Here is a 26,057-nt window from a genome sequence, read left to right on the forward strand (position 1 = left end):
TGTGCTTTTATAATAAGGAATCTCTCAGAAGAAGCGGCAGAAGCCAAGGCACACGCCCATAATGAAGAACAGCACGGCCTTTGCCAGCATGGGCAGCCAGAAGTTCTTGCCAAGGGCAAGGTCCCAGCGGCTGATGTTGCCCTTGGGGCAGGTGCCCACACAGGCTTCGCAGGCGATGCACTCGCCGCTGCGCAGGCTCTGCTCGTCCAGCTTCAGGTCCACCGGGCAGCGGTGGGCGCAGGCCGAACAGCCCGGGATGCAGTTCTCGCCGTCCCGGTGCAGCTGTGCAAAGGGCAGCACCGGCAGCAGGGCGAACACCGCGCCCATCGGGCACAAAAACTGGCAGAAGAACCGGGGCTGCACCGCCATGCCGATCAAAATGAGCACGAACAGCGCGATGCCAAGGCCAAAACCGGCCGGAGGGGTGCGCAGGGCGGTCAGGCGGGAGAACACTTCCCACGGGCTCCAGCCGGTGAGACGGCTGTACACCCCGGCAGTGCACAGGCCCACGATGACGGCCAGCACCACGAACTTGACCTTCTGGCCCCGGCGCACAGCCTTTTCCGGCAGCTGGAACTGCTTTTTGCGGTGGAGCAGCTTCTTCTGCACAAGGCCCGACAGCCACCACACACCGTCGCCCAGGCTGCCGAAGGCGCACACATAGCCGCAGAAGAAGCGGCCAAACAGGATAGTGAACCCGCACAGGCCGAGAAGCGAGAGGGTGAAGCTGTCCAGCTGCAGCACCTCGCCATGGCCGATGCGCAGAAACAGCTGCTTCACCCCGTTAAAGCCCGCCACAAAGGCACCGGGCATCGCGATAAAGAACATCAGCTGCACCGCAGCCCGCAGCCAGGCCCGGTGCTTCAGGGTGCGCTGTTTTTTCTGGGCCGCCGTCAGCGGCTTTTTTTCTGTCGTCTGCATCATGCCGCCGCCTTTCCCAGTGCGTCCTGCACTGCATCCCGCAGGCCCTCACAGGTGAGGGTCGCGCCCGAAACGAGGTCCACATCGCCGGTCTGGGCGGTGAGCATCTTGTCCAGCATGGTCAGCGCCTGCGTGTAATAGGGCTTGTCTTCGCCGTCGTGCTTCAGCACCGTGATGTCGGTCATCTGCCCGCCGGAGATGGTGATCTGCACCGTGATGTCGTCGCCGAAGCCGAGGGCGGTGCCCTCATAGGTGCCGTCCTTCAGACCAGACTCGGCTTCGGCTTCCTCGGCCGCCTGCTGGGCCTGCAGCACCGAGGTGTTCCATGCGTTCGCCTCGTCGATCTCCTTCTGCCGCGCGGTGACGGCGTCGGCCCGCACCAGTGCCACCTGCTGGTATTGCCACAGTACGGCCAGGATCAGCAGCAGGTTCACCGCCCGGACGATAAAGTTCCAATGCTTTTTCATGCGTTCTCCTCCCCTGTCGGCTGGTCCTGTTCCGGCGGCTCTGCTGCCGGGCTGCTTTCTGCAGCGGGCTCAGCAGCCGGTTCGCTTTCAGCCGGTGCTTCCGGTTCCGGAGCCGCAGGCACTTCGGGCGTGGTCAGGGCCTTCTGCAGGGCATCCTGCACGGCGGCATCCAGCTCGTCGGCGGTGTACACCCGGCCGGAGGAAGCGCTCTGCTCTTTGCCGGAGAAGAAGGCCTCCAGCGCGGCCCGCACCTTCTCGGTAAAGGTGGGTTCTTCGGTCTCGGTGGGCAGCACCTGCACATCGGTGACGCTGCCGTCCTTCACGGTAATGACCACGTTCACCGGGCCGTCGGCGGTGGAACCGGTGCCGGAGTAGGTGCCGTCGGCGTACTGCGGTGCGGCGGGCTCGGCAGGCGTTTCGTCAGCCGGAGCGGTGTCCGGCGTCTCGGCGGGAACCGCGTCGTTGGCGGCCTTGGCCAGTGCCTGCTTCACGGCGTTCAGGATGCCGGTGGAGGAATAGGTCGCGCCGGAAACGGCGTCCACGCCCTCGGGTGTGCCGGTCTCCAGAATGGTGGCGATGACCTGACGGCCCTTGTAGAAGTAAGAGGTCGTCTCGCCGTCATGGCTCACCACCGTGATGTCGGCAAGGACACCGTCGGCAATGGTCACCTGCAGGGTGATGGGGCCGCCAAAGCCCTCGGCCGAGGCGGTGTACACGCCGTCGCGGTAGGCGGAAGGCGTGGTGAATTCTTCTTCCACCGGCGGTGCGGCGGGCGTCGTCTGCGGCGGCAGCGGGTTATTGACCACCTCGCCGGTCAGCGCGTTTTTGATGGCACCCAGAATGCCCCGGGAAGTATAAGTGGCTTCCGACACCGCGTCCACCTCCCAGGTCTGGGCGTCCAGCACGGTGTTCAGCAGCCGCTTTGCTCGGCGCAGGAAGGCGCTGGTCTCGTGGGCGGCGCTCAGCACCTGCACATCGGTGATGTGCCCGCCCTCCATGGTCACCTGCACCTGCACGGTGCCGCCGAAGCCCCGGGAGGAGCCGGTGTAGACGCCGTCGGCATAGGGCAGCACGGCGGTCAGGCCCTCGGCTTCTTCTTCCGAGGATGCGGCGGGCTCTGCGGCAGGCGCGGACGCGGCTTCGGCCAGACGTTCCGGCACGGCGGCCAGCACCGGCGCGGTGCGCGGCACGGTGACCAGCACAAGGCCTGCCACGGCCACGGCGGGGAGCAGCTGCACCAGCGGCAGCAGCCGTTTCCCGGATTTTGTTTCCCTCATGAAATACCCCTCTCAGACACGGAAACAAGGCCCCTCCCGTTTCCGGGAGCGACCTTGTTTCGATGATTTTTAGTTCAGGAAAGCCTTACTTTGCCTGCAGGCCCTGAATAGCCTGCGTCAGGTGCGGGACCTGCTCCTGCGCATCTGCCTTGTACAGGGTGCTCTTTGCCAGCAGCTCAACGCTCTCGTCCAGCTCGGTCTCGAGGTTTGCCCAGCTTGCGGCGGTGTAGTTGGTCTTGTTCAAAGCCTTGGCCTGGTCCACCACAGCCTGCAGCGCGGCGCGGTCAGCGTCGTCAGCCAGCTCGTGCTTTGCCAGGTTGTCAGCAGTGGTCTGGATCTTGATGACGGTGTCAGCATAGCCCAGAGCATGGAGAGTGAGGGTCCAGTAACCGGTGCCGTCGGTGCCTTCGGGCAGCTGGAAGCGTGCAGACTGGGTCAGGCCCAGCTGGATACCCATGACCTTGTGCATCCAGTTGTCGGCTGCGAACTTGGTGCCGTAAGTAGCCTTGGCTTTGGTGTAGGTGCTGTCATTGCCGTAGTAGGTCCAGGTGACGGACTGCAGACGGGAGCCCAGCTCGCCGTAGTTGCCGGTCAGGTCCACACGAATGAACTCGCCGTAGCTGCCCACATCGTCGCCGCTCTTGACGGTGACGATCAGGCCGTCAGCGGTCTTCTGACCTTCTTCAGCCACGCCGGAACCGGTGCCCTTGTGGGCAGCGGAGAAGGTGTAGCCGTCGCCGGACTTGGTGGCGTACTTCAGGCCGTTGGTCTTGTAATCCACAGCAGCGGTCAGAGCGTAGGTAGGCAGCTTGTTCTCAGCATAGCCGCCCACCAGCTGGCCGCCGTTGCGTACGGTAGCGTACTTGGAGCAGAAGTCGGCGAGGTCAGCGTTTGCCACGCGGACAGGCACATACTTGACGCCGGAGACTTCATAGTGGTCCATCTTGACGGTGGAGCCATCGGGCTTGGTGACGGTGCCGCGGTTCCAGCCGTAGGCGGTGCCGTCCGGAGTGTAGAAGGTCTTGCCGTCATCGGACCAGTGAGACACGGTGTAGGTGCTGCCGTCCTGTGCATAGATGGTAGCTACCTGCTGGAAGCTGCCGCGGTGCAGGCCGTGGTTAGCGGTAGCACGGGACACGGCATCAAAAGCGCCCAGATCGTGTTCGCCATGGCTGTCCTCCTGTGCGGAAGAAGCAGTGCTGCCAGCGGCATATACGTTCTCGTTTGCCCAGTACTCGTTCCAGTCCAGAGCGGCGTACAGATAGGTGTAGTTGGAGCTGGTCATCTTGTCGAAGAACTCCTGCACTGCAGCAATGCAGTTCTCGGAATCATCGGGGGCAGCTGCCAGTGCAGCGGGGGCCATGACGCTCAGAGCCATGGCTGCGGAAAGCGCCAGAGCGGCGATCTTTTTCAGTCTCATCGGAAAAGACACTCCTTTCAAATTTCAACCGTCCCTTTGCAAAAACAGCTTGTTAGCATATACTAACTTCCGGTGCAAAAGAAAATCGGTTGTATTAGTACGAACTAACCGACAGTGTTATTATAAAAACCCGCCCTTTGCTTGTCAAGAGGAAATGTGAATTTTTTGTGCACAGCGCGATTCACGCCGGTTTCGGGGTCGTTCGCGCCGGGTCGCTTCCCATTTGCGGCAAAGTGTGCGACAATAAGCTTGCAGATAAAATTTGCACAAACATCCTTCTTCTTTTTGTCCTATTCCGCAAGCGCAGCAGGGCCGCACCCTTCCGGTGCGGCCCTGCTGCATTTCCTCTTTCTTTAAAGTCTGCCGGTTTCCAGCATCTGCTTCACTTCGTGCAGGTCTTTGCACTCGGCGGTGTACAGGCGGCGCATCTCGTCGTCGGCGGGCGAAAGGTCCGGCACCATCACAGTGACAAAACCGCCCCGGGCCCCGGCCCGCACGCCGTTGTAGCTGTCCTCCAGTACAAGGGTGCGGCCGGGCTGGGTACCCAGTGCTTCCGCTGCCCGCTTAAAGATCTCCGGGTTGGGCTTGGAAGCCGAGAACTGCTCGCCGGAGACGATCACCTTGAAGTAGTGGGTCAAGCCCCAGCCGTCCAAATGATGCCGGATAGACGCCATCCGGCTGGAGGATGCCACTGCCATGGGAATGTGCTGCGCTTCCAGCCAGGCGATCAGTTCATCCAGGCCCGGCTTTTTGGGCGGCGGGGCCTGGAACGCGATCTCGGCCTGTGCGTGCAGCGCTTCCATGATGGCGTCGGTGTCGCACCCCGGCCCGTAGAACTGCCGCAGCACCGCCCGCATGGAGTCGCCCGCCGTGCCGCGGGCGGCAACGTCCAGCCCTTCCTTATAAGAAAGCCCAAGGGTGGCAAGTGCAGGCTCCCACAGGGTAGCCCACACCCGCTCGGTGTCAAACATCAGGCCGTCCATATCAAAAATAACGCTGTCGGTCATGGCAGTATGCTCCTTCCATAGAAAAGCGGGGCTGTGCCCCGCAAAGTGCTCTGTGCCCCCTATTGTACCATAGATTTGGCAGTTTGCACACCATTGTGCTCACAATCTGGTGCAACTTTACCGGTGGAAAGATGAAACATTTTGCGATTCCTTGCAAAACCGCTCCGGAATATTATAATAGAAACCAACATTTGTGTCATAAAGCGCCGGAAATCGTGCGCACGCGCATAAAAGGAAAGAGGGAAACTCACTATGTTGGATATCAAGATCACCCGCACGGCTACGCCCAAGGCAAAGCCCACCGATGAGACGAAGCTCGGCTTCGGCAAGAAGTTCACCGACCATATGTTCGTCATGGACTACACCGAGGGCGAAGGCTGGCACGACGCCCGCATCGTCCCCTACGGCCCCTTTGAGCTGGACCCGGCTACCGTCGTGTTCCACTACGCTCAGGAGATCTTTGAGGGCATGAAGGCTTACCGCACTGCTGACGACACCGTGCAGCTGTTCCGCCCGGACTGCAACGCAAAGCGCTTCCAGGATTCTGCCGACCGTCTGTGCATCCCCAAGATCCCCGTGGAGGACTACATCCAGGCTGTTGAGACCCTGGTGGACGTGGACCGTGACTGGGTGCCCCACACCGACGGCGCTTCCCTGTACATCCGTCCCTTCGTGTTTGCAAACGACGTGGGCCTGGGTGTCCACGCTTCCAAGCACTACATCTTCTGCATCATCTGCGCTCCCTCGGGTGCTTACTATGCTGAGGGCATCAACCCCGTCCGTATTTATGTTGAAGACGAGTACATCCGTGCCGCTCCCGGCCTGACCGGCTTCACCAAGTGCGGCGGCAACTACGCTGCTTCCATCAAGGCCGGTGAGCTGGCCGAGGAGCAGGGCTACGCACAGGTGCTGTGGCTGGACGGCGTTGAGAAGAAGTACGTCGAGGAAGTCGGCAGCATGAACATCATGTTCAAGATCGACGGCAAGGTCTACACCGCTGCAACCGTCGGCACCGTTCTGCCCGGCGTCACCCGCCGCAGCTGCATCGAGCTGCTGAAGGACTGGGGCTATGAGGTCATCGAGGGCAAGCTGGCCATCGCCGATATCATGGCCGCTGCCCGCGAAGGCAAGCTGGAAGAAGTCTTCGGCACCGGTACCGCCGCTGTCGTCTCCCCCGTCAAGGAGCTGGTTTGGAAGGGCGAGCATGCTTACATCGGCGACGGCAAGATCGGCCCTGTCACCCAGAAGCTGTACGATACCATGACCGGTATGCAGTGGGGCAAGATCCCCGATACCAAGGGCTGGATCGTCCCGGTGGAGAAGAAGAACTAACCACAAAGTTCCCGGAGAGAACTTTTTTATTCAGAATTCGGAGAAACGCCGCCGGAGCCCGACTGCTCGGCGGCGTTTGCCGTATCTGGGAAAAGCCTTCCCCCGAGGGGGAAGCCTATAAAACATTGCTTTCTTTCTCCTGCAGTGCTAAACTGGATTCAGAACTGCGGCCTGCATTGCGGCAGGCCCTGAGCAGGAAAGATTGAGAGGGATGAACCCATGGTCAAAAAATGGAGCGTGAGCTACCCTGCCGTCAATGGCACCGAGCAGCGCAGAGTGTATGTTTATCTGCCCACCATGTATGAATCGGAGCCGGACCGCCGGTATCCGGTGCTGTACATGTTCGACGGCCAGAACGTCTTTTTTGATGAGGACGCTACTTACGGCAAGAGCTGGGGCGTGGCCGATTATCTGGACTACACCGACACCCCGCTGATCGTGGCGGCGGTGGAATGCAACGCCGGAGCCAACAATGAGCGGCTGGTGGAGTATTCGCCCTACCGGTTCGATGACCCGCAGTTCGGCCACTTTGACGGCAAGGGGCAGGCCACCATGAGCTGGTACATCCACCGGTTCAAGCCCTTCATCGACCGCAACTTCCGCACCCTGCCGGACCGGGAGCACACCTTTATCGGCGGCAGCAGCATGGGCGGCCTGATGAGTCTGTATGCCCTGCTGCAGTACAACGACACCTTCAGCCGTGCAGCGGCCCTGTCGCCGTCCATCTGGGTGTCGCCGGAAAAGCTCTCCGGCCTTGTGGGCCGCGCCAAACTGGAGCCCGGCACCGTGCTCTACATGGACTACGGCTCCCGCGAGATGGGCAACCACGAGGGCATCCGCAAGGACTTTGCGCAGCTGACCGAAAAGCTCATGGTCCGGGGCATCCACCTGACCGCCCGCCTTGTGCCCGGCGGCACCCACAGCGAAGCCAGCTGGGAAAAGCAGCTGCCCTTCGTGTTCCATACGCTGATGTATGAGGTGGAAGAATAACGGGTAGCGGCCTCGCCCTCTCAGTCACCTTCGGTGACAGCTGTTCCCCTTCTGGCACTTCGTGCCACCTCCCCCGGCCGGGGGAGTCTTTCCCAAAGGGGGAGCCAAGAACTTGACCGTTACGCTCTTGCCTCTCCCTTTGGGAGAGGTGGCAAGACGCAAAGCGGCTTGACGGAGAGGGCGAGCACGCTAAAAATGATCAGTACAACCAAAGGAGGAATCACCATGGAAATGCAGTATTTCAAGGATTACAGCCCGGCGCTGGGCCGCGACATGGAGTGCAAAATTTACGGCCACGCAGGCCGCCCGATGCTCTACATCCCCTGCCAGGACGGCCGCTTCTTCGATTTTGAGGACTTCCATATGGCCGACACCCTCGCCCCGTGGATCGACGCGGGCAAGATCATGGTGATCTCCATCGACACCATGGACAAGGAGACTTGGTCGGATACCCAGGGCGACCCCTACTGGCGCATCCGCCGCTATGAGCAGTGGCTGCGCTACATCGTGGACGAGGCTGTGCCCAAAATTCAGTATATGGCCAAAGAGCGCAACGGCTGGGACGGCCTGCCCGGCGTCATCGCCTTCGGCTGCAGTCTGGGTGCCACCCACGCCGTCAACCTGTATCTGCGCCGCCCGGACGTGTTCTGCGGCTGCTTGGCCCTCAGCGGCATTTATACCGCCCACTACGGTTTCGGCGATTACATGGACGAGCTGGTGTACATGAACTCCCCGGTGGACTACATGAAGAACTTCCCGGAAGATCACCCCTACATGCAGCTGTTCCGCAGCCAGAAAGCGGTCATCTGCTGCGGCCAGGGCGACTGGGAGCAGCCGGACACCACCTGGTTCTTGAAGCGCATCTTCGAGGCCAAGAACATCCCCGTCTGGGTGGACCTGTGGGGCCACGACGTGAACCACGACTGGAACTGGTGGTATAAGCAGACTGCATATTACATGCCGTATATTCTGGGGTGAACAGGCTCGCCCTCTCAGCCGCCTTCGGCGTCAGCTCCCCCAAAGGGGGAGCCTTTGGCAAAACCGTGAACTTTGCGGGGACTGCCAAGGCCTCTCCCTTTGGGAGAGGTGGCAAGACGCGGAGCGGCTTGACGGAGAGGGCGAGGACGCTATAGAGGAAAGAGGAATCAAAAACCATGCAGAATTTCATTTTCATTTCGCCCAACTTCCCCACCAACTACTGGCAGTTCTGCCGTGAGCTGAAGAACAACGGCATGAACGTGCTGGGCATCGGCGACCAGCCCTACGACGAGCTGAAGCCGGAGCTGAAGGACAGCCTGAACGAGTACTACAAGGTGGGCAGTCTGGAAAACTACGACGAAGTCTACCGCGCCGTGGCCTTCTTTGCCTTCAAGTATGGCCGCATCGACTGGCTGGAGTCCAACAACGAATACTGGCTGGAACGCGACGCCGCCCTGCGCACCGACTTCCACATTACCAGCGGTTTCCAGACTTCCGATATGCCCCGCATCAAGTACAAGAGCAAGATGAAGGAGTATTACCAGAAGGCCGGCATCGCCACCGCCCGCTACCACATGGTGGACGACTACGCAGGCTGCAAGGCCTTTGTGGATGAGGTGGGCTACCCGGTGGTGGTCAAGCCCGACAACGGCGTGGGAGCCTCGGACACCCATCGCCTTTCCAGCGATGCCCAGCTGAAGGAGTTTCTGGTCTACAAGACCGCCCATCACCCGGATGTGGAGTACATCATGGAGGAGTTCGTCCGCGCCGAGGTGAACAGCTACGACGCCATCATCGACGCCAACGGCAACCCCATCTTTGAGGCCGGCAATGTCAGCCCCATGTCCATCATGGATATCGTCAATGACAACGATAACTCCATCTACTACATCATCAAGGACCTGCCCGAGGATACCCGCGCCGCAGGCCGCGCCGCCGTCAAGAGCTTTGGCGTCAAGAGCCGCTTCATCCACTTCGAGTTCTTCCGCATGACCGAAGATCAGGCCAGCATGGGCAAGAAGGGCCAGATCGTGGCGCTGGAAGTCAACATGCGCCCCTGCGGCGGCTTCACCCCGGATATGATCAACTTTGCCCGCTCCACCAATGTGTATAAAATCTGGGCCGACATGATCGCCTTCGGCGGCACCGATATGCCGGTGGGCGAGCACTTCTACTGCCCGTTCGCAGGCCGCCGCGACGGCAAGCACTTCGTCTACAGCCACGAGCAGATCATGCAGAAGTATCAGCAGAACATGCGCATGGTGGACCGCATCCCGGACGCCCTGAGCGGCGCCATGGGCAACCAGATGTACGTTGCCACCTTCTCCACCCGCGAGGAGATGGAGCAGTTCTATTCCGACGTGCTGGCGACCACCGATGCCGCCAACGCCGAGGCACAGAAGGAGCTGAGCAGCATTCTGGCCCTGGGTGAGCCGGAGACCGCCCCGGCTCCGGTGGAAAAAACCGCCGCCCCGGCGGCAAAGCCTGCGGCCCAGCCGAAGCCCCGCAAGACCACCCGCACCGCAAAGAAAAAGTAAAAACCTCGAAAACGGAGGAACGAACCATGAAATGTCTGAAACAGGCTGCAAAACGCATCGTGACGGCAGGGCTGACGCTGTGCCTGCTGCTGCCCTGCAGTGTCCCGGCGTCGGCTGCGCTGCAGACCCCGGCCTGGATGCAGGCGTGGGCCAACACCCGCACGGCCGGTGTCATCGCGCAGCTGGAAAAGGACCAGTTCACCGCAAAGATCAAGGTGGACGGCGTGGAAGGCATTCTGGACATGGTGCGCAGCAGCGGGAACATGTACCTGAAGGCCGAGGAGCAGGACGGCACCGAGAAGCTCACCCTTCTGGTGCTGGACGGCAAGGCGTATCAGCTGGACTCCGCCCGCAAGCTGGCCATCTGCCTGGGGGATGAAGCCGCCGCCTACAAGGCCATGGGCCTGAGCGAGACGGTGGTGGCAAAGTCTCTTTCCACCGGCAGCGCCACCGGCTTTGCCGAGGCGAAGAAGACCGTCCACGGCAAGACCTACGACGCGGAAGTGTTTAACATGACGCTGGACGGCAAGCCCGTGGAGATGACCTACTGCTACGACGGCGGCGCGCTGCGCTACCTCATCACCCGGGTGGGCGGCAAGCAGGCATCGCTGGAATACCTCTCGGTGTCGGATAAGGTGGACGAAAGCCTGCTGAAGCTGCCGGAGGGCTACACCGTCTGCACCAAGGGCACCGACGGCAAACTCTACGACGCTTCCGGCAAGGCCGTGGACTGAAAAACAGAAGATAAGGACCGTTGTGCAACAGCGGCGGTCAGGCCCTTGGCGCTCCCTCTGGGGGACTGAGAGGGCGGGGGCTGCCAGATGGCGGCCCCTTTTCGTTGTCCCCTTCTTCAAAATGTGGTATACTGGGGCCAGAGAATCTATTGAGAACGAGGTATCATCCATGAAAATTCCCGCAAACGGCTTCACCCACGCCGGCAAGTTCCACGCCGACGATGTGTTTGCCACGGCGCTGCTGCAGATCTTGCGCCCGGATATCGAGATCACCCGCGGCTTCACCGTGCCGGACGACTTTGACGGCATCGTGTATGACGTGGGCTTCGGCATGTTCGACCACCATCAGGAGCCCCGCGAGACCCGCCCCAACGGCGTGCCCTACGCGGCCTTCGGCCTGCTGTGGCGGGTGCTGGGGCCGGGCCTTGTGGGCGAGCGGCAGGCCCGGCTCATCGACGAAAACTTCATCCAGCCACTGGATTTGAACGACAACACCGGTGAGCAGAACAGCCTGTGCGACGCCATCGGCTTCTTTAATCCAGTGTGGGACTCGAAGGAAGATCAGGACGCCTGCTTTTTCAAGGCGGTGGCCGTGGCAAAGCAGATCTTGGAAAACCAGATCGCCAGCGCCAACGCCGTGAACCGCGCCGACGAGAAGGTGCAGCAGGCCTATAAGAACTCCCGGGACGGCATCGTGGTGCTGCCCTGCTACCTGCCGTGGAAAAACGGCCTGTACAAGACGGACGCGCTGTTCGTGGTCTACCCCAGCCAGCGCGGCGGCTGGAGTGCCCAGTGCGTCACCGACCACAAGACCAAGCGCCCGAAGCTGCCTTTCCCCCAGAGCTGGGCAGGCCAGCCGCAGGAGGTCATCGAGCAGAAAAGCGGCATCCCGGGCATCAGCTTCTGCCACGCCAGCCGCTTCCTCATCACGGCCAAGGACAAGGAGACGGCCCTTGCCGCCTGCCGTCAGGTGCTGAAGAACAATGGCCGCATCTGATGCCGCACGGCCGAAGGCGGCCTTCGTGTATATGGTGCGCTGCACCGACGGCACCCTCTACACCGGCTGGTCCACCGACCCCGCCGCCCGCCTGCGGGCCCACCAGAGCGGCAAAGGCGCCCGCTACACCCGGGCAAAGGGCGCGGCGGCCCTTGCCTATGTGGAGCGCTGCGCAGACAAGCCCGCCGCCATGCGCCGGGAGTATGCCCTCAAACAGCTGCCCAAGGCCCAGAAGGAACGCCTTTGCGCGGCGTGGGCGGCAGCGGGGAGACCCTTTGCCGGAGAAACGGAATAAGAACACCGGAAAGCGTCTGCCTGCAGGCAGGCGCTTTTGCTGCACAGAGCGGACGACAGCAGACCGACGCTTGTCCGAAAATGAGGGAAAATGAGGTTTTCGTGTGCAAAACAATTGATTTTTGACACGGAATATGATACTTATAGAATGGTAGATTATCCCTGCCCCGAAAGACGCGGGCAGATGTGATACAGCGAGGAAAAAGGAGGAAGGACTATGAAGCGTTTCAAAGCGGCGGCACAGCGCGCAACGGCCTTTGTGCTGGCGGCAAGCATGATGTCCTCGGCGGTGCTCCCTACCGTATTCGCGGCACAGCCGTTGAATGCGGAAAACAGCGTGGATGAACTGGGCAATGTGGATGTCGCGGACGAAGACGGCACGCTGGTGTACCCGGAGTGGGACGACGATACGGCGGCAGATTTCCAGGACGAGGGGGATACCATTGACCTGAGTGACGCAGAATTCGATTCGGATGGTGACATTGCAACGCTGGCAGCAAGAAAAGGCACACAGGATTATATAGACGAGCTCAAAAATGCATATAATGAACTGAAAAAAAAGTATGATGCAGCTGTTACGAAAGCAAAACAGGATGCACAAAATGCCATTGACAATAATAAGGATTTTAAAGATGATCACGATCCGAAAAAATCGACTGTTTTGCAGGAACTCGAAACCCATGCTGCAACCTGCCGGTATAATGGGTATGCAGTATATAAATGCACCCGAGTATGGAAAGATTATCCTGTAGAGGCAACTGTGAAAAACCCGATCGCAAGCGAATATAAAAAACTTAACAGGGGAGTACAGGCTGCAATAAAGTTTGGATTGAAAAAAATAGGACTTAGCTCGATAGTGAATCAGCTGGACAAAGACCAGTTTACGCTTTCGGGTAAAATTGATCTGAAGTGCCAGCATGACGAGAATGACCCCATCGTTGTAAAGACTGACGATGCACTGGGTCATAAATTCCCAGACGAAAGTGACTCGGCAAACTGGGTCGAGACAGACCCTGCCACCTGTGATAAGGACGGCGTAGAGACGCTCTACTGTATTCGCTGCCATGGTACAGAAGAAGGCGGCACTAAGACTCGTGCAATCCTGAGTGCAAATGTTCCGCACACACTGGGCGATTTGATTACTGAAGAACCGACCTGTGAAAAAACAGGTAGAACATATCGCGTTTGCAGTGTTTGCGGTGCAGAAGTGGAAGAAAGCACGATTCCGAAGCTTAATCATGACTTCCAGAACTATGTGAAAGACGACAACCCCGCCTGCCAGGATCAGACCGAGACCGGCACCTGTACCCGTATCGGCTGTGGAAAAACGGATACAAGAACCATCAGCGGCCCGCTGAGCCCCCACAAGTTTACAACGTGGACGGGCACCGGCATATCGGTCAGCGGCCAGTATCTGTATTACGAGTCTACCTGCGATACCTGCCATACAGAGACAAAGAAGATCAATATTGCGGATAAGAAGCTGGATGAACTGGACGAAGCCCTGAACGGAGACCCGCTGACGGCCACGGATAAAGAGCTGGAAAATATAGAGATTCTTTATAACGGCGCAAAAGCGGCAATTGAGGTGCTGGGGTATGCCAACAAATATTTGGGCACCAGCTTTGATACCGAAAAGTACACCGAACGCCTGAACGGCATGACCGATCGGTACAATAAGTTTGAGCATGAATCGCTTCAGCGCGGTTATGAGGCTGCGGCCAGCGAAGCGATCAAGACCGCTCACGAGACCATTGACAACAAAAGCCCGTCCGAGATGACCGATGACGAAATGAAAAAGGTCATCGGTGCTTATGTGGCTGCGGATACGGCGGTGGGCAAGCTGGACGACGGCCGCGCAAAGAAAACAGAGCTGCAGGCAAAACTTGCAGAGCTGAAAAAGACCGTTGAGGAGATCGAATCCAAGTATGCCCAGAAGGTCATTGAAAGCATTTGGGACGATCTGAAGAACGGCACACTGGATAAGACCAAGCTGGAAGCGCTGAAAAAGACGCTGGACGACCTGAAGGATTATATTCCCGACAGCCTGAAAGAAAGCTACGATCAGGTCGTGGATGCCGTGCAGGCCGCCATTGATGCCATTGACCTTGTGAATGAAGCCAGCGCCCTGATCAAGCGGCTGCAGGAGGAGATCAAAAACGGCAACGTCAGCGAGGACACCCTCAAGGAAGTGCAGGATGTGATCGACCGGGCCGGTAAGCTGGTGGATAAGATCAAGGAAAACCCCATCCTGAAGAACGCGGTGGATACCATTATCAAGAACGCAGAGGAAGCCATCAAGGAAGCCGCCGCCACCAAGGCACTGGAAGCGCTGAAGAAGGCCATTGAAAGCGGCGACCTGAGCAAGATCGAGGAAGCGTTTGAGAAAGCACAGGAAGCCATCGACCAGCTGGAGCCCTATGCCCCGGATGTGGCGAAAAAGCTGCGCGACGCGCTGGAGGAGATCAAGAAGACCTATGTCAACGGCCTGCGCGACGCGCTGGAAAAGGCGCTGGAAGACGGTACCTATCAGGAAAAGCTGGAGAAGCTGAAGGATGTCATCAAGAAGTACGAAGACCTTATCAAGGACATCGACGCTTCCGGTGCGCTGAAAGACCTGTGGGAGACCATCAAGAACGAACAGCTGACGAAGCTTGTGGCGGATGCGGTCAACGAGATCAACCGCATCGTCAACGATGACAGCCTGTCTGCGCTGCAAAAGATCGCCGCGCTGGACAAGCTCTACGACGACCTGCACACCAAGCTGGCCGAGATCGTGGGCCCGGATAAGGCGGCTGAGATGCTTGAGCCGTTCGATAAGCTGATCGAGCAGGCCAAGAACGATGTAGCCAAGGCGGCCGCAGCGGCGGCGGATACCCTCATCAAGGAAGCACTGAAGGCGGTCAAAGCGGCTGTGGACAGCGCCGAGAGCAAGGAAGACGCCATCAACAAGATGGAAGCCATCTACTCGCAGGCGCATGATCTGCTGACCCGCGCCGGTATGTCGGACGAGGACGCTACCGCAAAGCTTGCGCCGGTGCGCTCGGCTCTCGACAGCCTGAAAAAGGTGCTGGAGGATTCCTTCGTCTCCATGGACACCATCAAGGCGGCTGTGGACGTCATCGTGGACGCAGCAGTGGCCAGTGACAGCATTGAGGACGGCCTTTACAAGCTGGTGCGCACGCTGCTGGACGGCGACGATATGGACCCGGCGGTGAAAAAGGTCATCCTTGTGGTGGCGCGCGACATTCTGGCAACGGCAGACTGGACCCAACTGACCCCCAGTCTGCTGGACGATGTGGTGGACCTTGTGGTCAAAAAGCTGGACAAGAAGTACGGCAAGTACCCCTTCGTCAGCCAGCTGCTGAACGAGCTCAAGCCTTCGCTGAATGAGCTGGTGCACCGCGAGGTGGGCCAGGAGACCATCGACAAGGTGCGGGAAGTGTTCTTCACCACCATCGACAACGCCATTGAGGGCATTGACGCAGGCCAGGATAACCGCCAGCTGCTGGCAAAGGCCCGCGAAGACCTGATGGGGCTCAAGCCGGTGGTCTCGGCAGAGATGAAGCGCATCGGCACCAAAGCCGGTGAGATGCTCAACCGCGAGATGAAGGACCGCATTTCGAAGGCCCTGCCCGGCGTGGTGATCCCGGAGTTCATCGGCACCCTTGTGGGCAAAGCCACCGAAGACCTTGTGAACGAAAAGCTGGGCGAATACGATGAGAAAGTCGGCGCGATCATTGAGAAGTACGTCAAGTACCTCACCTGCCCCGGCCATGAGTACGAATATGTGACCATCCGCGAAGCCACCTGCACCCAAGACGGCGTGGAAGTGAAGCAGTGCAAGAACTGTGACTGGCAGCTGACCGATGACGATAACAAGATCGTCCACGAAAAGCTGGGCCATGTGGTGGTGGAAGACCCCGCTGTGGACCCCACCGAAACGGAAGAAGGCCTGACGGCAGGCAGCCACTGCAGCCGCTGCGGCGCGGTGCTGGAGCCCCAGCAGGTCGTCCCGGCCCTGCAGCCCCGCACCGACAAGTGGCTGGTCACCAGCGCTGTCACGACGGAGAACATCCGTGCGGCAGGCTATGAGAACCAGCAGAAGCTGGATGCGGCCATCAACGCAGTCCTGACCAAGGCGGGCTTCGATGCGGCCAGCAGCACCCGCTTCTTCGCACAGGTGAACAGCACCATCGGCATCCTGCCCAACGACCGCTACCCCGAGGAGGGCGTGGCCGGTATGGTGAAGCAGCCGGAAGCCACCCGCAACAAGAACTGCACCTTCTATGCGGTGCAGGTGCTGACGGCGGATTCCCACGGCCACAACGCCGGTGATGTGGTGGTCACCCCGCTCACCGTCACGAAGGAAGGCATCAGCCTGACCCTCTGCACCGAAGCAGTGGTGGCGATCGCCTGGAAAGTGAACGAGTAACTTCAAACCGCAAAAGGAGCGGCTCCCGTCCGGGGGCCGCTCCTTTTTGCGTGTGCGCCATTGTACGCCGTGTGCCGCTGCTTCCTCCGCTTTGCGCCGCCGCGCACCCCCTCTTGGCTCTCCCTTTGAAAGATTCTCCCCGTGCCGGGGAGAAATGTCACCGAAGGTGACAAAAAGGGGACAAGCTGTCACCGCAGGTGACTGAGAGGGCGAATCCCCCGCAAACGGCAAAGCCTGCTTTGACATCCGGGTGGACCAGACCGAACGGCTGCTGGCCGGATTGAAAGCCGGGCTCTATGATATGGTGTTCTGCAGCTACCAGCCCGGCGAGAACGGCCTGCGGTTCACCCCGGTGGTGGAGCTGCCCTTCGTGGTGGCCATGCTCAAAGACGACCCGCTGGCAAAGTGCCCGAGCATCACGCCGGACCAGCTGGCCGGGCGGCCCATGGTCTTCACGGATTCGCCCGCCTACTCCGACCTTCTGCGCCGGATGCTGGGGGAATACGGCATCCGGCCCGAGATCCGCGGCTACTCCAACGAGGACTCGGTGCTGCTGAGCATGGTGCAGGCGGGGCTGGGAGTGTTCATCAGCACCGACCACCCCCAGATGTACAGCCCGGACACGGTGCTGGTGCCCCTGCGACAGGACCGCTACCGCCGCTATGTCTACATGGTCACCCGGCCGGGCCTTGCGGCCAGCACGGCTGCCGCCCAGCTCATCCGCTACAACCAGCAGCGCGCCGTGCCGGAGCAGGGCCGCCAGCCCCGCGCCGATGGCGGGGATAAACAATAAATCAAAACGAAACGCCGCCCGGCCTGTGCAGACAGACCGGGCGGCGTTTTGCAGCAAAAAAGAGCGTGAGAGACCGCTGCAAAAATACATTCTAATTGCATAAAAACTGAATATATTTAAAATAAACTGCATAAAGATGCAAATTAAACCAAAAGAACGGTCAAATCCCTGTAAGGTTTGTCGGTTTTCAGCATTGACGCAAAAGCCGCACGGCGTATAATAAAAGCATCAACCGCAAACGAAAGACAGAGGATGCGAAGGGAAATGCGCATCAGAGAACAAAAGTGTATTTTTATTAAAGGAGCGCGTTTATCATGAAAAAGGAAAACATCAAAAAAGTTGTGCTGGCTTACTCCGGCGGTCTGGATACCTCCATCATCATTCCCTGGCTGAAGGAAAACTACAACAACTGCGAGGTCATCGCTGTTTCCGGTGACGTGGGTCAGGGCACCGAGTTGGACGGTCTGGAAGAAAAGGCCAAGGCTACCGGCGCATCCAAGCTGTACGTGCTGGACCTGAAGAAGGACTTCGTCGAGAACTACATCTTCCCCACCCTGAAGTTCGGCGCTAAGTACGAGGATTACCTGCTGGGCACCAGCTTTGCCCGTCCCTGCATCGCAAAGGCTCTGGCCGATATCGCCATCAAGGAAGGCGCCGACGCCATCTGCCACGGCTGCACCGGCAAGGGCAACGACCAGGTGCGTTTCGAGCTGACCCTGAAGGCTTTCTGCCCGGATATGGCCATCATTGCTCCGTGGCGTGAGTGGGACATCAAGAGCCGTGACGAGGAGATCGACTATGCCGAGGCTCACCACATCCCCCTGAAGATCAACCGTGAGACCAACTACTCCAAGGATAAGAACCTGTGGCACCTGAGCCACGAGGGCCTGGATCTGGAGAGCCCCGCCAACGAGCCCCAGTACAACAAGAAGGGCTTCCTGGAGCTGGGCGTCAGCCCCGAGCAGGCTCCCGACGAGCCCACCTACATCACCATCCACTTTGAAAAGGGCATCCCCACCGCCATCGACGGCAAGGAGATGGGCGCAGTCGAGCTGGTGGAGTACCTGAACAAGGTCGGCGGCGAGAATGGCATCGGCCTGCTGGATATCGTCGAGAACCGTCTGGTTGGCATGAAGAGCCGCGGCGTGTATGAGACCCCCGGCGGTGCCATCCTGTACAAGGCCATCAATGTGCTGGAGACCATCACCCTGGACAAGGAGAGCGCACACTTCAAGGCTCAGCTGGCCCAGAAGTACGCCGACATCGTCTACAACGGCCAGTGGTTCACCCCGCTGCGTGAGGCTCTGGACGCCTTTGCTGACAGTCTGGAAAAGACCGTGACCGGCGATGTGAAGCTGAAGCTTTACAAGGGCAATATGATCAACGCCGGCGTCACCTCTCCCTACACCCTGTACGATGAGCAGACCGCTTCCTTCGGTGAGGACGAGGACTACAATCAGGCCGATGCCGCAGGCTTCATCAACCTGTTCGGCCTGTCCATCAAGGAGCGCGCAAAGCTGAGCAAGAACTGGCCCGAGGTCAAGTGAGATCTAAGCTTTAACATCTTCCCTTTCGTGTGTTTTCACACTTTCACACGAAAGTTTCATCCAACCGGCATCGTTGCCGGCGGCACCGCCGCAGGAGCGTTTTCCCCTGCGGCGGCTTTGCCGTTTTTATAAGGAGTTTATATTATGGCAGAACAACTCTGGAAGGGTCGGTTTTCCAAGGCGGTGGACAGCCGCGTCAACGACTTCAACTCCTCCATCCGCTTCGACCAGCGCATGATCGCGCAGGATATGCGCGGCAGCGGCGTCCACGCCACCATGCTGGCCAAGCAGGGCATCATCTCCGAAAAGGACTGTGAGGATATCCTCAACGGTCTGGCGTCCATCGCCGACGATTTGGCCAGCGGCAAGCTGGAGATCGACCCCAACGCCGAGGACGTGCACACCTTCGTCGAGCAGACCCTCACCGCCCGCATCGGCGACGCGGGCAAGCGCCTGCACACCGGCCGCAGCCGCAACGATCAGGTGGCACTGGACATCCGCCTGACCCTGCGCGACTACAGCCACATGCTGCAGGGCTACATCGTGGAGCTCATCAAGGTGATCTGCAAAAAGGCCAGTGAGAACACCACCGCCGTCATGCCCGGCTACACTCACCTGCAGCGCGCCCAGCCCATCACCTTCGGCCATGCGCTGATGGCCTACGCCTCCATGCTGCTGCGCGATCTTGCCCGCTTTGAGGATGCTACCGCCCGCATGGACGCCCAGTGCCCGCTGGGCAGTGGTGCTCTGGCCGGTACCACCTACCCGCTGGACCGCGCCTTCACCGCCGAAAAGCTGGGCTTTGCCGCACCCTGCGCCAACAGCCTGGACGGCGTATCCGACCGCGATTTCTGCATCGAGCTGGCAAACGCCATCTCCATCTGCATGATGCACCTGTCCCGCCTGAGCGAGGAGATCATCCTGTGGTGCAGCTGGGAGTTCAAGTTCATTGAGCTGGACGACGCCTTCACCACCGGCTCGTCCATCATGCCGCAGAAGAAGAACCCCGATGTCACCGAGCTGATCCGCGGCAAGACCGGCCGCGTCTACGGCGATTTGAACACCCTGCTCGTGATGATGAAGGGCATTCCCCTCGCCTACAACAAGGACATGCAGGAAGATAAAGAGGCCATCTTCGACGCCGTGGATACCCTCGAGCTGTGCCTGAAGACGGTCACCCCGATGCTGGACACCATGAAGACCATCCCGGCCAACATGCGCCGCGCCGCTGCCAAGGGCTTTATCAACGCCACCGACTGCGCCGACTACCTGACCAAGAAGGGCATGCCCTTCCGCGATGCCTACAAGCTGACCGGCTGCATGGTGTCGGACTGCATCGCCAAGGACAAGACCCTCGAAGAACTGACCCTCGACGAGTTCAAGGGCTACAGCGCCCTGTTTGAAAACGACATTTACGAAGCCATTGATCTGGTCAAGTGCTGCGAGGGCCGCACCAGCTACGGCGGCCCCAGCGAAGCCAGCGTGCTGAACCAGATCGCTCTGGCCAACGAACAGCTGAAAGCCTGGGAGGCGAACAACGCATGAGCGTGAAAGTTTTTATTGATGGTTCCTCCGGCACCACCGGCCTGCGCATCGCCGACCGTCTGGCCCAGCGCCCGGAGATCGAACTGCTGTCCATCTCCGCCGAGGGCCGCAAGGATGTGAACGAGCGCGCCAAGGTCATCAACTCGGCGGACCTTGCCTTCCTCTGCCTGCCGGATGCCGCTTCCAAAGAGGTCATGCCCCTGCTGCGCCCGGACGTGAAGGTGCTGGACACTTCCACCGCCTTCCGCACCGACGCCGCGTGGGACTATGGCTTCCCGGAACTCGCAGGCCAGAAGGAAAAAATCAAAAACTCCTACCGTGTGGCGGTGCCCGGCTGCTATGCCAGCGGCTTTATCAGCATCGCCCGCCCGCTGGTGGAGCTGGGCCTTGCCCCGGCAAGCTACCCCTTCAGCTGCACCGGCATTTCCGGTTACTCCGGCGGCGGCAAAAAGATGATCGCTGATTACGAGAGCACTGACCGCCCGGCCCACAGCAAGCTGGACGCCCCCAAGAGCTACGGCCTTGGCCTTGCTCACAAGCATCTGCCCGAGATGCAGAAGATCAGCGGTCTGGCCCATACCCCCATGTTCGTGCCGGTGGTGTGTGATTACTACTGCGGGATGCAGGTGCTGGTGCCGCTGGATCTTACCCTTGCGGGCACTACCGCCGAGGCCGTGGCTGCCGCCCTTGCGGATTACTACAAGGACGCCGCCACCGTCAAGGTGCACGCCCTGAACGAGGCCCTGCCGGAAAACGGCCTGTACTCCAACACCATGGCCGGTACCGACCGCATGGAACTGTACATGACTGTGAACGCAGCAGGCGACCAGATGATGCTGGTGTCCCTGTTCGACAATCTGGGCAAGGGTTCCTCCGGCGCAGCCGTCCAGTGCATGAACCTGATGCTGGGGATGGACGAGACGGCAGGATTGGAATAAATAAAAACCCTCGCAGTCGCCTGACGGCGACAGCTGTTCCCCTTCTGGCACTTCGTGCCAGCTCCCCCGGCCGGGGGAGTCTTTCCCGAAGGGGGAGCCAAGAACGTGACCGTCAGGGACTTGCCTCACCCTTCGGGGGAGCTGGCAATGCCGCAAGGCATTGACTGAGAGGGTTCTTCCTGTGGGAAAGGAGAATCTTTATGCAGTATAAAGAAGTTGCGGGCGGCATCTGCGCGCCCAAGGGGTTTGCGGCGGCTGGCGTGCACTGCGGCATCCGCGCAAACCATAGCGAAAAATATGATCTGGCGCTCATCAAGGCGGACGTCCGCTGTGCCGCCGCCGGTGTGTACACCACCAATAAAGTGTGCGGCGCACCCATCAAGGTGGACCGCGCCCACCTGAAGGACGGCTATGCACAGGCTATCATCGTGAACAGCGGCAACGCCAACACCTGCGCCGCCAACGGCGTGGCGCTGGCCGAAGAATGCTGTGAACTGGTGGGCAAGGCCCTGAACATCGACGCAAAGGACGTTCTGCCCGCGTCCACCGGTGTCATTGGTCAGCCTATGGTCATCGACCCCTTTGCCCGTGGCATCCCGGCCGCCGCCGCCAAATTGGCCGCTACCGAGCAGGGCAGCACCGATGCCGCCACCGCCATTATGACCACCGACACCCACAAAAAGGAATACGCCATCCAGTTCGAGCTGGGCGGCAAGATGTGCACTGTGGGTGCCATTGGCAAGGGCAGCGGCATGATCGCCCCCAACATGGCCACCATGCTGGCCTTCTACACCACCGACGCCGCCGTCTCGCCCGTCCTGCTGGAAAAGGCCCTCAAGACGGTCGTGCCCGGCACCTACAATCAGATGAGCGTGGATCTGGACACCTCCACCAACGATACCCTCATCATCATGGCATCCGGCGCGGCCGGCAACCCGGAGATCACCGAGGAGAACGCCGATTACGATGCCTTTGTGGCAGCGCTGACCGCCATTGCAGAGCACATGTGCGCCGAGCACGCCGGAGACGGCGAGGGCGCTACCCACCTCATTACCTGCGAAGTGACCCATGCCCCCGACCTGAAAACCGCGCGTGCCGTCTCCCGCAGCGTGGTGTGCTCCAACCTGTTCAAGGCGGCGGTGTTCGGCCGCGACGCCAACTGGGGACGCATCCTGTGCGCCATCGGCTACACCCCCGGCGATTTCTCCATTGATAAGGTCTGCGTGTGGCTGTCCAGCAAAGCCGGTGAGGTGTATGTGTGCGAGAACGCTGCCTACCACCCCTACAGCGAGGACGAAGCCGCCAAGGTGCTGGCTGAGCACGACGTGCTGGTCAAGGTGGACATGGGCACTGGCGAGGCCAGCGCCAAGGCATGGGGCTGTGACCTGACCTACGACTATGTGAAGATCAACGGCGATTATAGAACATGATGTGCCCTGCGGGCATGATGCATTCCGCAGTAGCGGAACATGATGATGTGCGCTTTGCGCACAAATGATGAAATGCTGACGGTGAAACTCCATATGCGCCGCAGCGTGCATCATTCCGGCGCAGCCGGAACATCATTGCGAAGCGCATCATTTGCCGGGAAGCGGCAAACATCATTTTGGTATGGCAAGAGGGACGTATATGAAAAACGAAGAAATGGCGCGCCTGTTCTCTGAGGCGACACCCTACATCCAGAAGTATCACGGAAAGACCATGGTCGTGAAATACGGCGGCAACGCCATGATCAACGAAGAACTCAAAAATGCCGTCATGAACGATCTGGTCACCCTCACGCTGCTGGGCGTGCGCGTTGTGCTGGTGCACGGCGGCGGCCCGGCCATCAACGAGATGCTCAAGAAGGTGGGCGTGGAGAGCCGCTTTGCCAACGGTCTGCGGGTGACGGACGACGCCACCATGGAGATCGTGCAGCAGGTGCTGGCCGGTAAGGTGAACAAAGACCTCGTGGCCAAGCTGCGCGGCCGCGGCGTGGGCCTGTGCGGTATGGACGGCCAGATGCTGCGCTGCACCGAGCTGGACCCCCAGCTGGGCCATGTGGGCGAGATCGTCCACGTGGACGCCACCCTGATCTCCAGCCTGCTGGACGGCGGCTTCATCCCTGTTATCGCCACCGTGGGCATGGACGACCTGGGTCAGGCCTATAACGTCAATGCAGACACTGCCGCCGCCCAGATCGCCATTGCGCTCAAGGCCGAAAAGCTGGTGTCCATGACCGATATCGCGGGCCTGCTGCGGGATAAGGACGACGAGACCACCCTCATCCCCGAGGTGGAAGTCTCCGAGATCGAGGGCTACAAGTCCGCCGGTATCATCGCGGGCGGCATGATCCCGAAGATCGGCGGCATGGCCGATGCCATCTATCAGGGCGTGCACGAAGCCGTCATCATCGACGGCCGTGTGCCGCACTCCATCCTGCTGGAGCTGTTCTCCAACCGCGGCTCCGGCACCCGCTTCTACCGTAGAAGTCACCGGGAATAAGCATTGCGGAAATGGCGTCCGAACGGTATAATAAGAAGAAATAGACGGCAGACGGGCTCGCCCTCTCCGTCACGGCTTGCGCCGTGCCACCTCTCCCAAGGGGAGAGGCAAGAGCGGTTCGGATGCGTCCTTGGCTCTCCCTCTGGGAGAGCTGCCGCCGTCAGGCGGCTGAGAGGGCGAGGATGCTGCCGTGATGCAAGCAACTGCCTGTAATAGCATCAATAGGAGGTACCACCTATGGATTCTGAAAAAGTCATCAAGCGGGACAACGAATACGTCCTGCATACCTATGGCCGCAACCCCATCGTGCTGGAAAAGGGCCACGGCCTCCACGCTGAAGGCCCCGAGGGCCAGCAGTATCTGGACTTCACCAGCGGCATCGGCGTCAACAGTCTGGGCTACTGTGATCTGGACTGGGCCGAGGCTGTGTCCCAGCAGGCCCACAAGCTGCAGCACACCTCCAACCTCTACTACACTGCACCCTGCGGCAAGCTGGCCAAAAAGCTGTGCAAGCGCACCGGCATGAGCAAGGTCTTCTTCGGCAACTCCGGTGCCGAGGCCAACGAGGGCGCCATCAAGGCGGCCCGCAAGTACAGCGTGGACCACTACGGCAAGGACCGCACCACCGTCATCACGCTGGTGAACAGCTTCCACGGCCGCACCATCGCCACCCTGACCGCCACCGGTCAGGAGGTATTCCACAACTACTTCGGACCCTTCAACGAGGGCTTCCTCTATGCGCCCGCGGGCGACATCGAAGCGCTGAAGGACCTGATCGACCGCCACACCTGCGCCGTGATGCTGGAGCTCATTCAGGGCGAGGGCGGCGTCATGGCGCTGGACCCGGATTATGTGCAGGCTGTGCGCGCCCTGTGCGACGAAAAGGACCTTGTGCTCATCGTGGACGAGGTGCAGACCGGCGTGGGCCGCACCGGCACCTTCCTGTGCTGTGAGCACTATAACCTCAAGCCCGACGTGGTCACACTGGCCAAGGGTCTGGGAGGCGGCCTGCCCATCGGTGCCGTGCTGATGAACGAAAAGGTGGCCGAGGGCATGGGCCCCGGCACCCACGGCTCCACCTTCGGCGGCAACCCGGTGGTCTGCGCCGGCGCCAACGTGGTGGTGGACCGCATGGACCAGAGCTTCCTCGCCAACGTCAACGAGCGCGCCGTGCAGCTGCGTGCGGGCATTGCAAAGCTGCCCCACGTCAAGAGCATCTCCGGCATCGGCCTGATGGTGGGCATCGAGTTCTACGATGTCAAGGCCGCCGACGTGCTGGCTGCCTGCCGCGAAGCGGGCCTGCTGGTGCTGACGGCCAAGACCCGCCTGCGCCTGCTGCCGCCGCTGACCCTCAGCGAGCACGATGTGGACATGGCGCTGGATATCCTGCGCGATGTGCTGACCAAGATGGAGCCGACGGCTCCGAAGGAGCAGGCATGAAAAATCTGCTGAAAATGAGCGACCTCTCCCCTGCCGAGCTGACCCACATTCTGGATGTGGCCGATCAGCTCAAGGCACAGCAGAAGCTGGGCGGCACGGCCCCGCTGCTGGCGGGCAAAACGGTGGCTCTGATGTTCTCCAAGGCGTCCACCCGCACCCGCACCAGCTTTGAGGTGGGTGTGTACCAGCTGGGCGGTCTGGGCAACTACATGAACACCGCCGAGCTGCAGGCCGGGCGCGGCGAGCCGCTCAAGGACACCGCCCGGGTGCTGGGCCGCTATTACGACTGCGTGGTGTGGCGCACCTACCGCCAGAGCGATCTGGAAGAGTTTGCCGAGCTGGCCGGTGTGCCGGTGATCAACGGCCTCACCGACTACGCCCACCCCTGCCAGGTGCTGGCCGACCTGATGACCATCCGCGAGCGCCGGGGCACCCTTGCGGGCCGGAAGCTCTGCTTCATCGGCGACGGCAGCAGCATGGCCAACAGCCTGATCGTGGGCGGCCTGCTTGCCGGGATGCAGGTGACCTGCGTCTGCCCGGAGAGCTACCGTCCGGCGGCAGACGTGCTGATGTTTGCCCACAAGTACGGCAGCGCGTTCCACCTGCTCAGTGACCCCGCCGAGGGCATCAAAGATGCCGACGTGGTGGCCACTTCGGTCTGGAACACCGCCAAGCCCGGCACCGCCGAGAGCGAGCAGCGCCTGCGGGATTTTGTGGGCTTCCAGCTCACGGGCAAGCTGCTGGAGGCCGCCAAGCCTGACGCGCTGGTGCTGCACTGCCTGCCCGCCCACCGCGGCGAAGAAATTTCGTCTGCCGTGTTTGAGCAGCACGCGCCGGAGATCTTCGACGAAGCCGAGAACCGCCTGCATGTGCAGAAGGCTGTGCTGGCCATCCTGCTGGCAAACAAATAAAAGCAAACA

At 60.4% G+C, this 26,057-nt stretch carries 21 protein-coding genes; 16 read left to right on the top strand and 5 right to left on the bottom strand.

The window, feature by feature from the left end:
* Nucleotides 1–24: 24 nt before the first annotated feature.
* The 5 genes from CGS49_RS07100 to CGS49_RS07120 form a co-directional block, all read right to left on the bottom strand.
* Nucleotides 25–924 (bottom strand): 4Fe-4S binding protein, encoded by a 900-nt coding sequence (locus CGS49_RS07100; RefSeq protein ID WP_097801170.1) that lies wholly within the window; start codon nt 922–924, stop codon nt 25–27.
* Entirely contained in the window at nt 921–1,388 is a 468-nt protein-coding gene (locus CGS49_RS07105) for an FMN-binding protein (RefSeq protein ID WP_097801171.1), read from the bottom strand. Before CGS49_RS07105 ends, CGS49_RS07100 begins: the two co-directional genes overlap by 4 nt.
* The gene (locus CGS49_RS14210; protein ID WP_097801172.1) at nt 1,385–2,665 is read right to left on the bottom strand and encodes an FMN-binding protein; all 1,281 of its coding nucleotides are present in this window, start codon (nt 2,663–2,665) and stop codon (nt 1,385–1,387) included. The genes CGS49_RS07105 and CGS49_RS14210 overlap by 4 nt, the downstream gene beginning before the upstream one ends.
* Nucleotides 2,666–2,750: 85 nt before the next feature.
* Nucleotides 2,751–4,085: a penicillin-binding Tp47 domain A-containing protein gene (locus CGS49_RS07115; RefSeq protein WP_097801173.1), complete on the bottom strand. Its 1,335-nt coding sequence runs from the start codon at nt 4,083–4,085 to the stop codon at nt 2,751–2,753.
* 353 nt (nt 4,086–4,438) lie between these two features.
* Nucleotides 4,439–5,092 carry an HAD family hydrolase gene (locus tag CGS49_RS07120; RefSeq protein WP_097801174.1) on the bottom strand — a complete coding sequence of 218 codons (654 nt, stop codon included), beginning with the start codon at nt 5,090–5,092 and terminating at the stop codon, nt 4,439–4,441.
* A gap of 252 nt (nt 5,093–5,344) precedes the next feature.
* Between CGS49_RS07120 and CGS49_RS07125 the strand changes: the two genes are divergently transcribed.
* The 16 genes from CGS49_RS07125 to argF all read left to right on the top strand — a co-directional run bounded on the left by CGS49_RS07125 (nt 5,345) and on the right by argF (nt 26,048).
* Nucleotides 5,345–6,424, top strand: a complete 1,080-nt coding sequence (locus CGS49_RS07125) for a branched-chain amino acid aminotransferase (protein WP_097801175.1) — start codon at nt 5,345–5,347, stop codon at nt 6,422–6,424.
* Nucleotides 6,425–6,643: 219 nt separating this feature from the next.
* Nucleotides 6,644–7,414, top strand: a complete 771-nt coding sequence (locus CGS49_RS07130; RefSeq protein ID WP_097801176.1) for an alpha/beta hydrolase — start codon at nt 6,644–6,646, stop codon at nt 7,412–7,414.
* Nucleotides 7,415–7,639: 225 nt separating this feature from the next.
* Nucleotides 7,640–8,392, top strand: coding sequence for an esterase family protein (locus CGS49_RS07135; protein WP_097801177.1), 753 nt, complete (start codon nt 7,640–7,642; stop codon nt 8,390–8,392).
* 176 nt (nt 8,393–8,568) lie between these two features.
* Nucleotides 8,569–9,930, top strand: coding sequence for an ATP-grasp domain-containing protein (locus CGS49_RS07140; protein WP_097801178.1), 1,362 nt, complete (start codon nt 8,569–8,571; stop codon nt 9,928–9,930).
* A 26-nt stretch (nt 9,931–9,956) separates the two neighbouring features.
* A complete protein-coding gene (locus CGS49_RS07145; RefSeq protein ID WP_097801179.1) occupies nt 9,957–10,664 on the top strand; it encodes a hypothetical protein in 708 nt (235 codons plus the stop codon).
* A 169-nt stretch (nt 10,665–10,833) separates the two neighbouring features.
* On the top strand, nt 10,834–11,661 hold the full coding sequence (locus CGS49_RS07150; protein WP_097801180.1) for an MYG1 family protein: 828 nt from the start codon (nt 10,834–10,836) through the stop codon (nt 11,659–11,661).
* Entirely contained in the window at nt 11,648–11,956 is a 309-nt protein-coding gene (locus CGS49_RS07155; RefSeq protein WP_097801181.1) for a GIY-YIG nuclease family protein, read from the top strand. Before CGS49_RS07150 ends, CGS49_RS07155 begins: the two co-directional genes overlap by 14 nt.
* 216 nt (nt 11,957–12,172) lie before the next feature.
* Entirely contained in the window at nt 12,173–16,390 is a 4,218-nt protein-coding gene (locus CGS49_RS07165) for an AAA family ATPase (protein WP_143405826.1), read from the top strand.
* 250 nt (nt 16,391–16,640) lie between these two features.
* Nucleotides 16,641–17,183 carry a LysR substrate-binding domain-containing protein gene (locus CGS49_RS07170; protein ID WP_179859047.1) on the top strand — a complete coding sequence of 181 codons (543 nt, stop codon included), beginning with the start codon at nt 16,641–16,643 and terminating at the stop codon, nt 17,181–17,183.
* A gap of 314 nt (nt 17,184–17,497) precedes the next feature.
* Nucleotides 17,498–18,730, top strand: a complete 1,233-nt coding sequence (locus CGS49_RS07175) for an argininosuccinate synthase (protein WP_097801185.1) — start codon at nt 17,498–17,500, stop codon at nt 18,728–18,730.
* Between the two features lie 144 nt (nt 18,731–18,874).
* Nucleotides 18,875–20,275: an argininosuccinate lyase gene (argH, locus tag CGS49_RS07180; protein WP_097801186.1), complete on the top strand. Its 1,401-nt coding sequence runs from the start codon at nt 18,875–18,877 to the stop codon at nt 20,273–20,275.
* Nucleotides 20,272–21,213: an N-acetyl-gamma-glutamyl-phosphate reductase gene (gene argC, locus CGS49_RS07185; RefSeq protein ID WP_097801187.1), complete on the top strand. Its 942-nt coding sequence runs from the start codon at nt 20,272–20,274 to the stop codon at nt 21,211–21,213. Before argH ends, argC begins: the two co-directional genes overlap by 4 nt.
* 200 nt (nt 21,214–21,413) lie before the next feature.
* On the top strand, nt 21,414–22,643 hold the full coding sequence (gene argJ / locus CGS49_RS07190) for a bifunctional glutamate N-acetyltransferase/amino-acid acetyltransferase ArgJ (protein ID WP_097801188.1): 1,230 nt from the start codon (nt 21,414–21,416) through the stop codon (nt 22,641–22,643).
* A gap of 199 nt (nt 22,644–22,842) precedes the next feature.
* A complete protein-coding gene (argB, locus tag CGS49_RS07195) occupies nt 22,843–23,697 on the top strand; it encodes an acetylglutamate kinase (RefSeq protein WP_097801189.1) in 855 nt (284 codons plus the stop codon).
* A 237-nt stretch (nt 23,698–23,934) separates the two neighbouring features.
* Nucleotides 23,935–25,137, top strand: coding sequence for an aspartate aminotransferase family protein (locus CGS49_RS07200; RefSeq protein ID WP_097801190.1), 1,203 nt, complete (start codon nt 23,935–23,937; stop codon nt 25,135–25,137).
* Entirely contained in the window at nt 25,134–26,048 is a 915-nt protein-coding gene (argF, locus tag CGS49_RS07205; RefSeq protein ID WP_097801191.1) for an ornithine carbamoyltransferase, read from the top strand. Before CGS49_RS07200 ends, argF begins: the two co-directional genes overlap by 4 nt.
* Nucleotides 26,049–26,057 lie beyond the last annotated feature (9 nt).

It is taken from the genome of Faecalibacterium langellae (assembly GCF_002549775.1).
Lineage (GTDB): Bacteria > Bacillota > Clostridia > Oscillospirales > Ruminococcaceae > Faecalibacterium > Faecalibacterium langellae.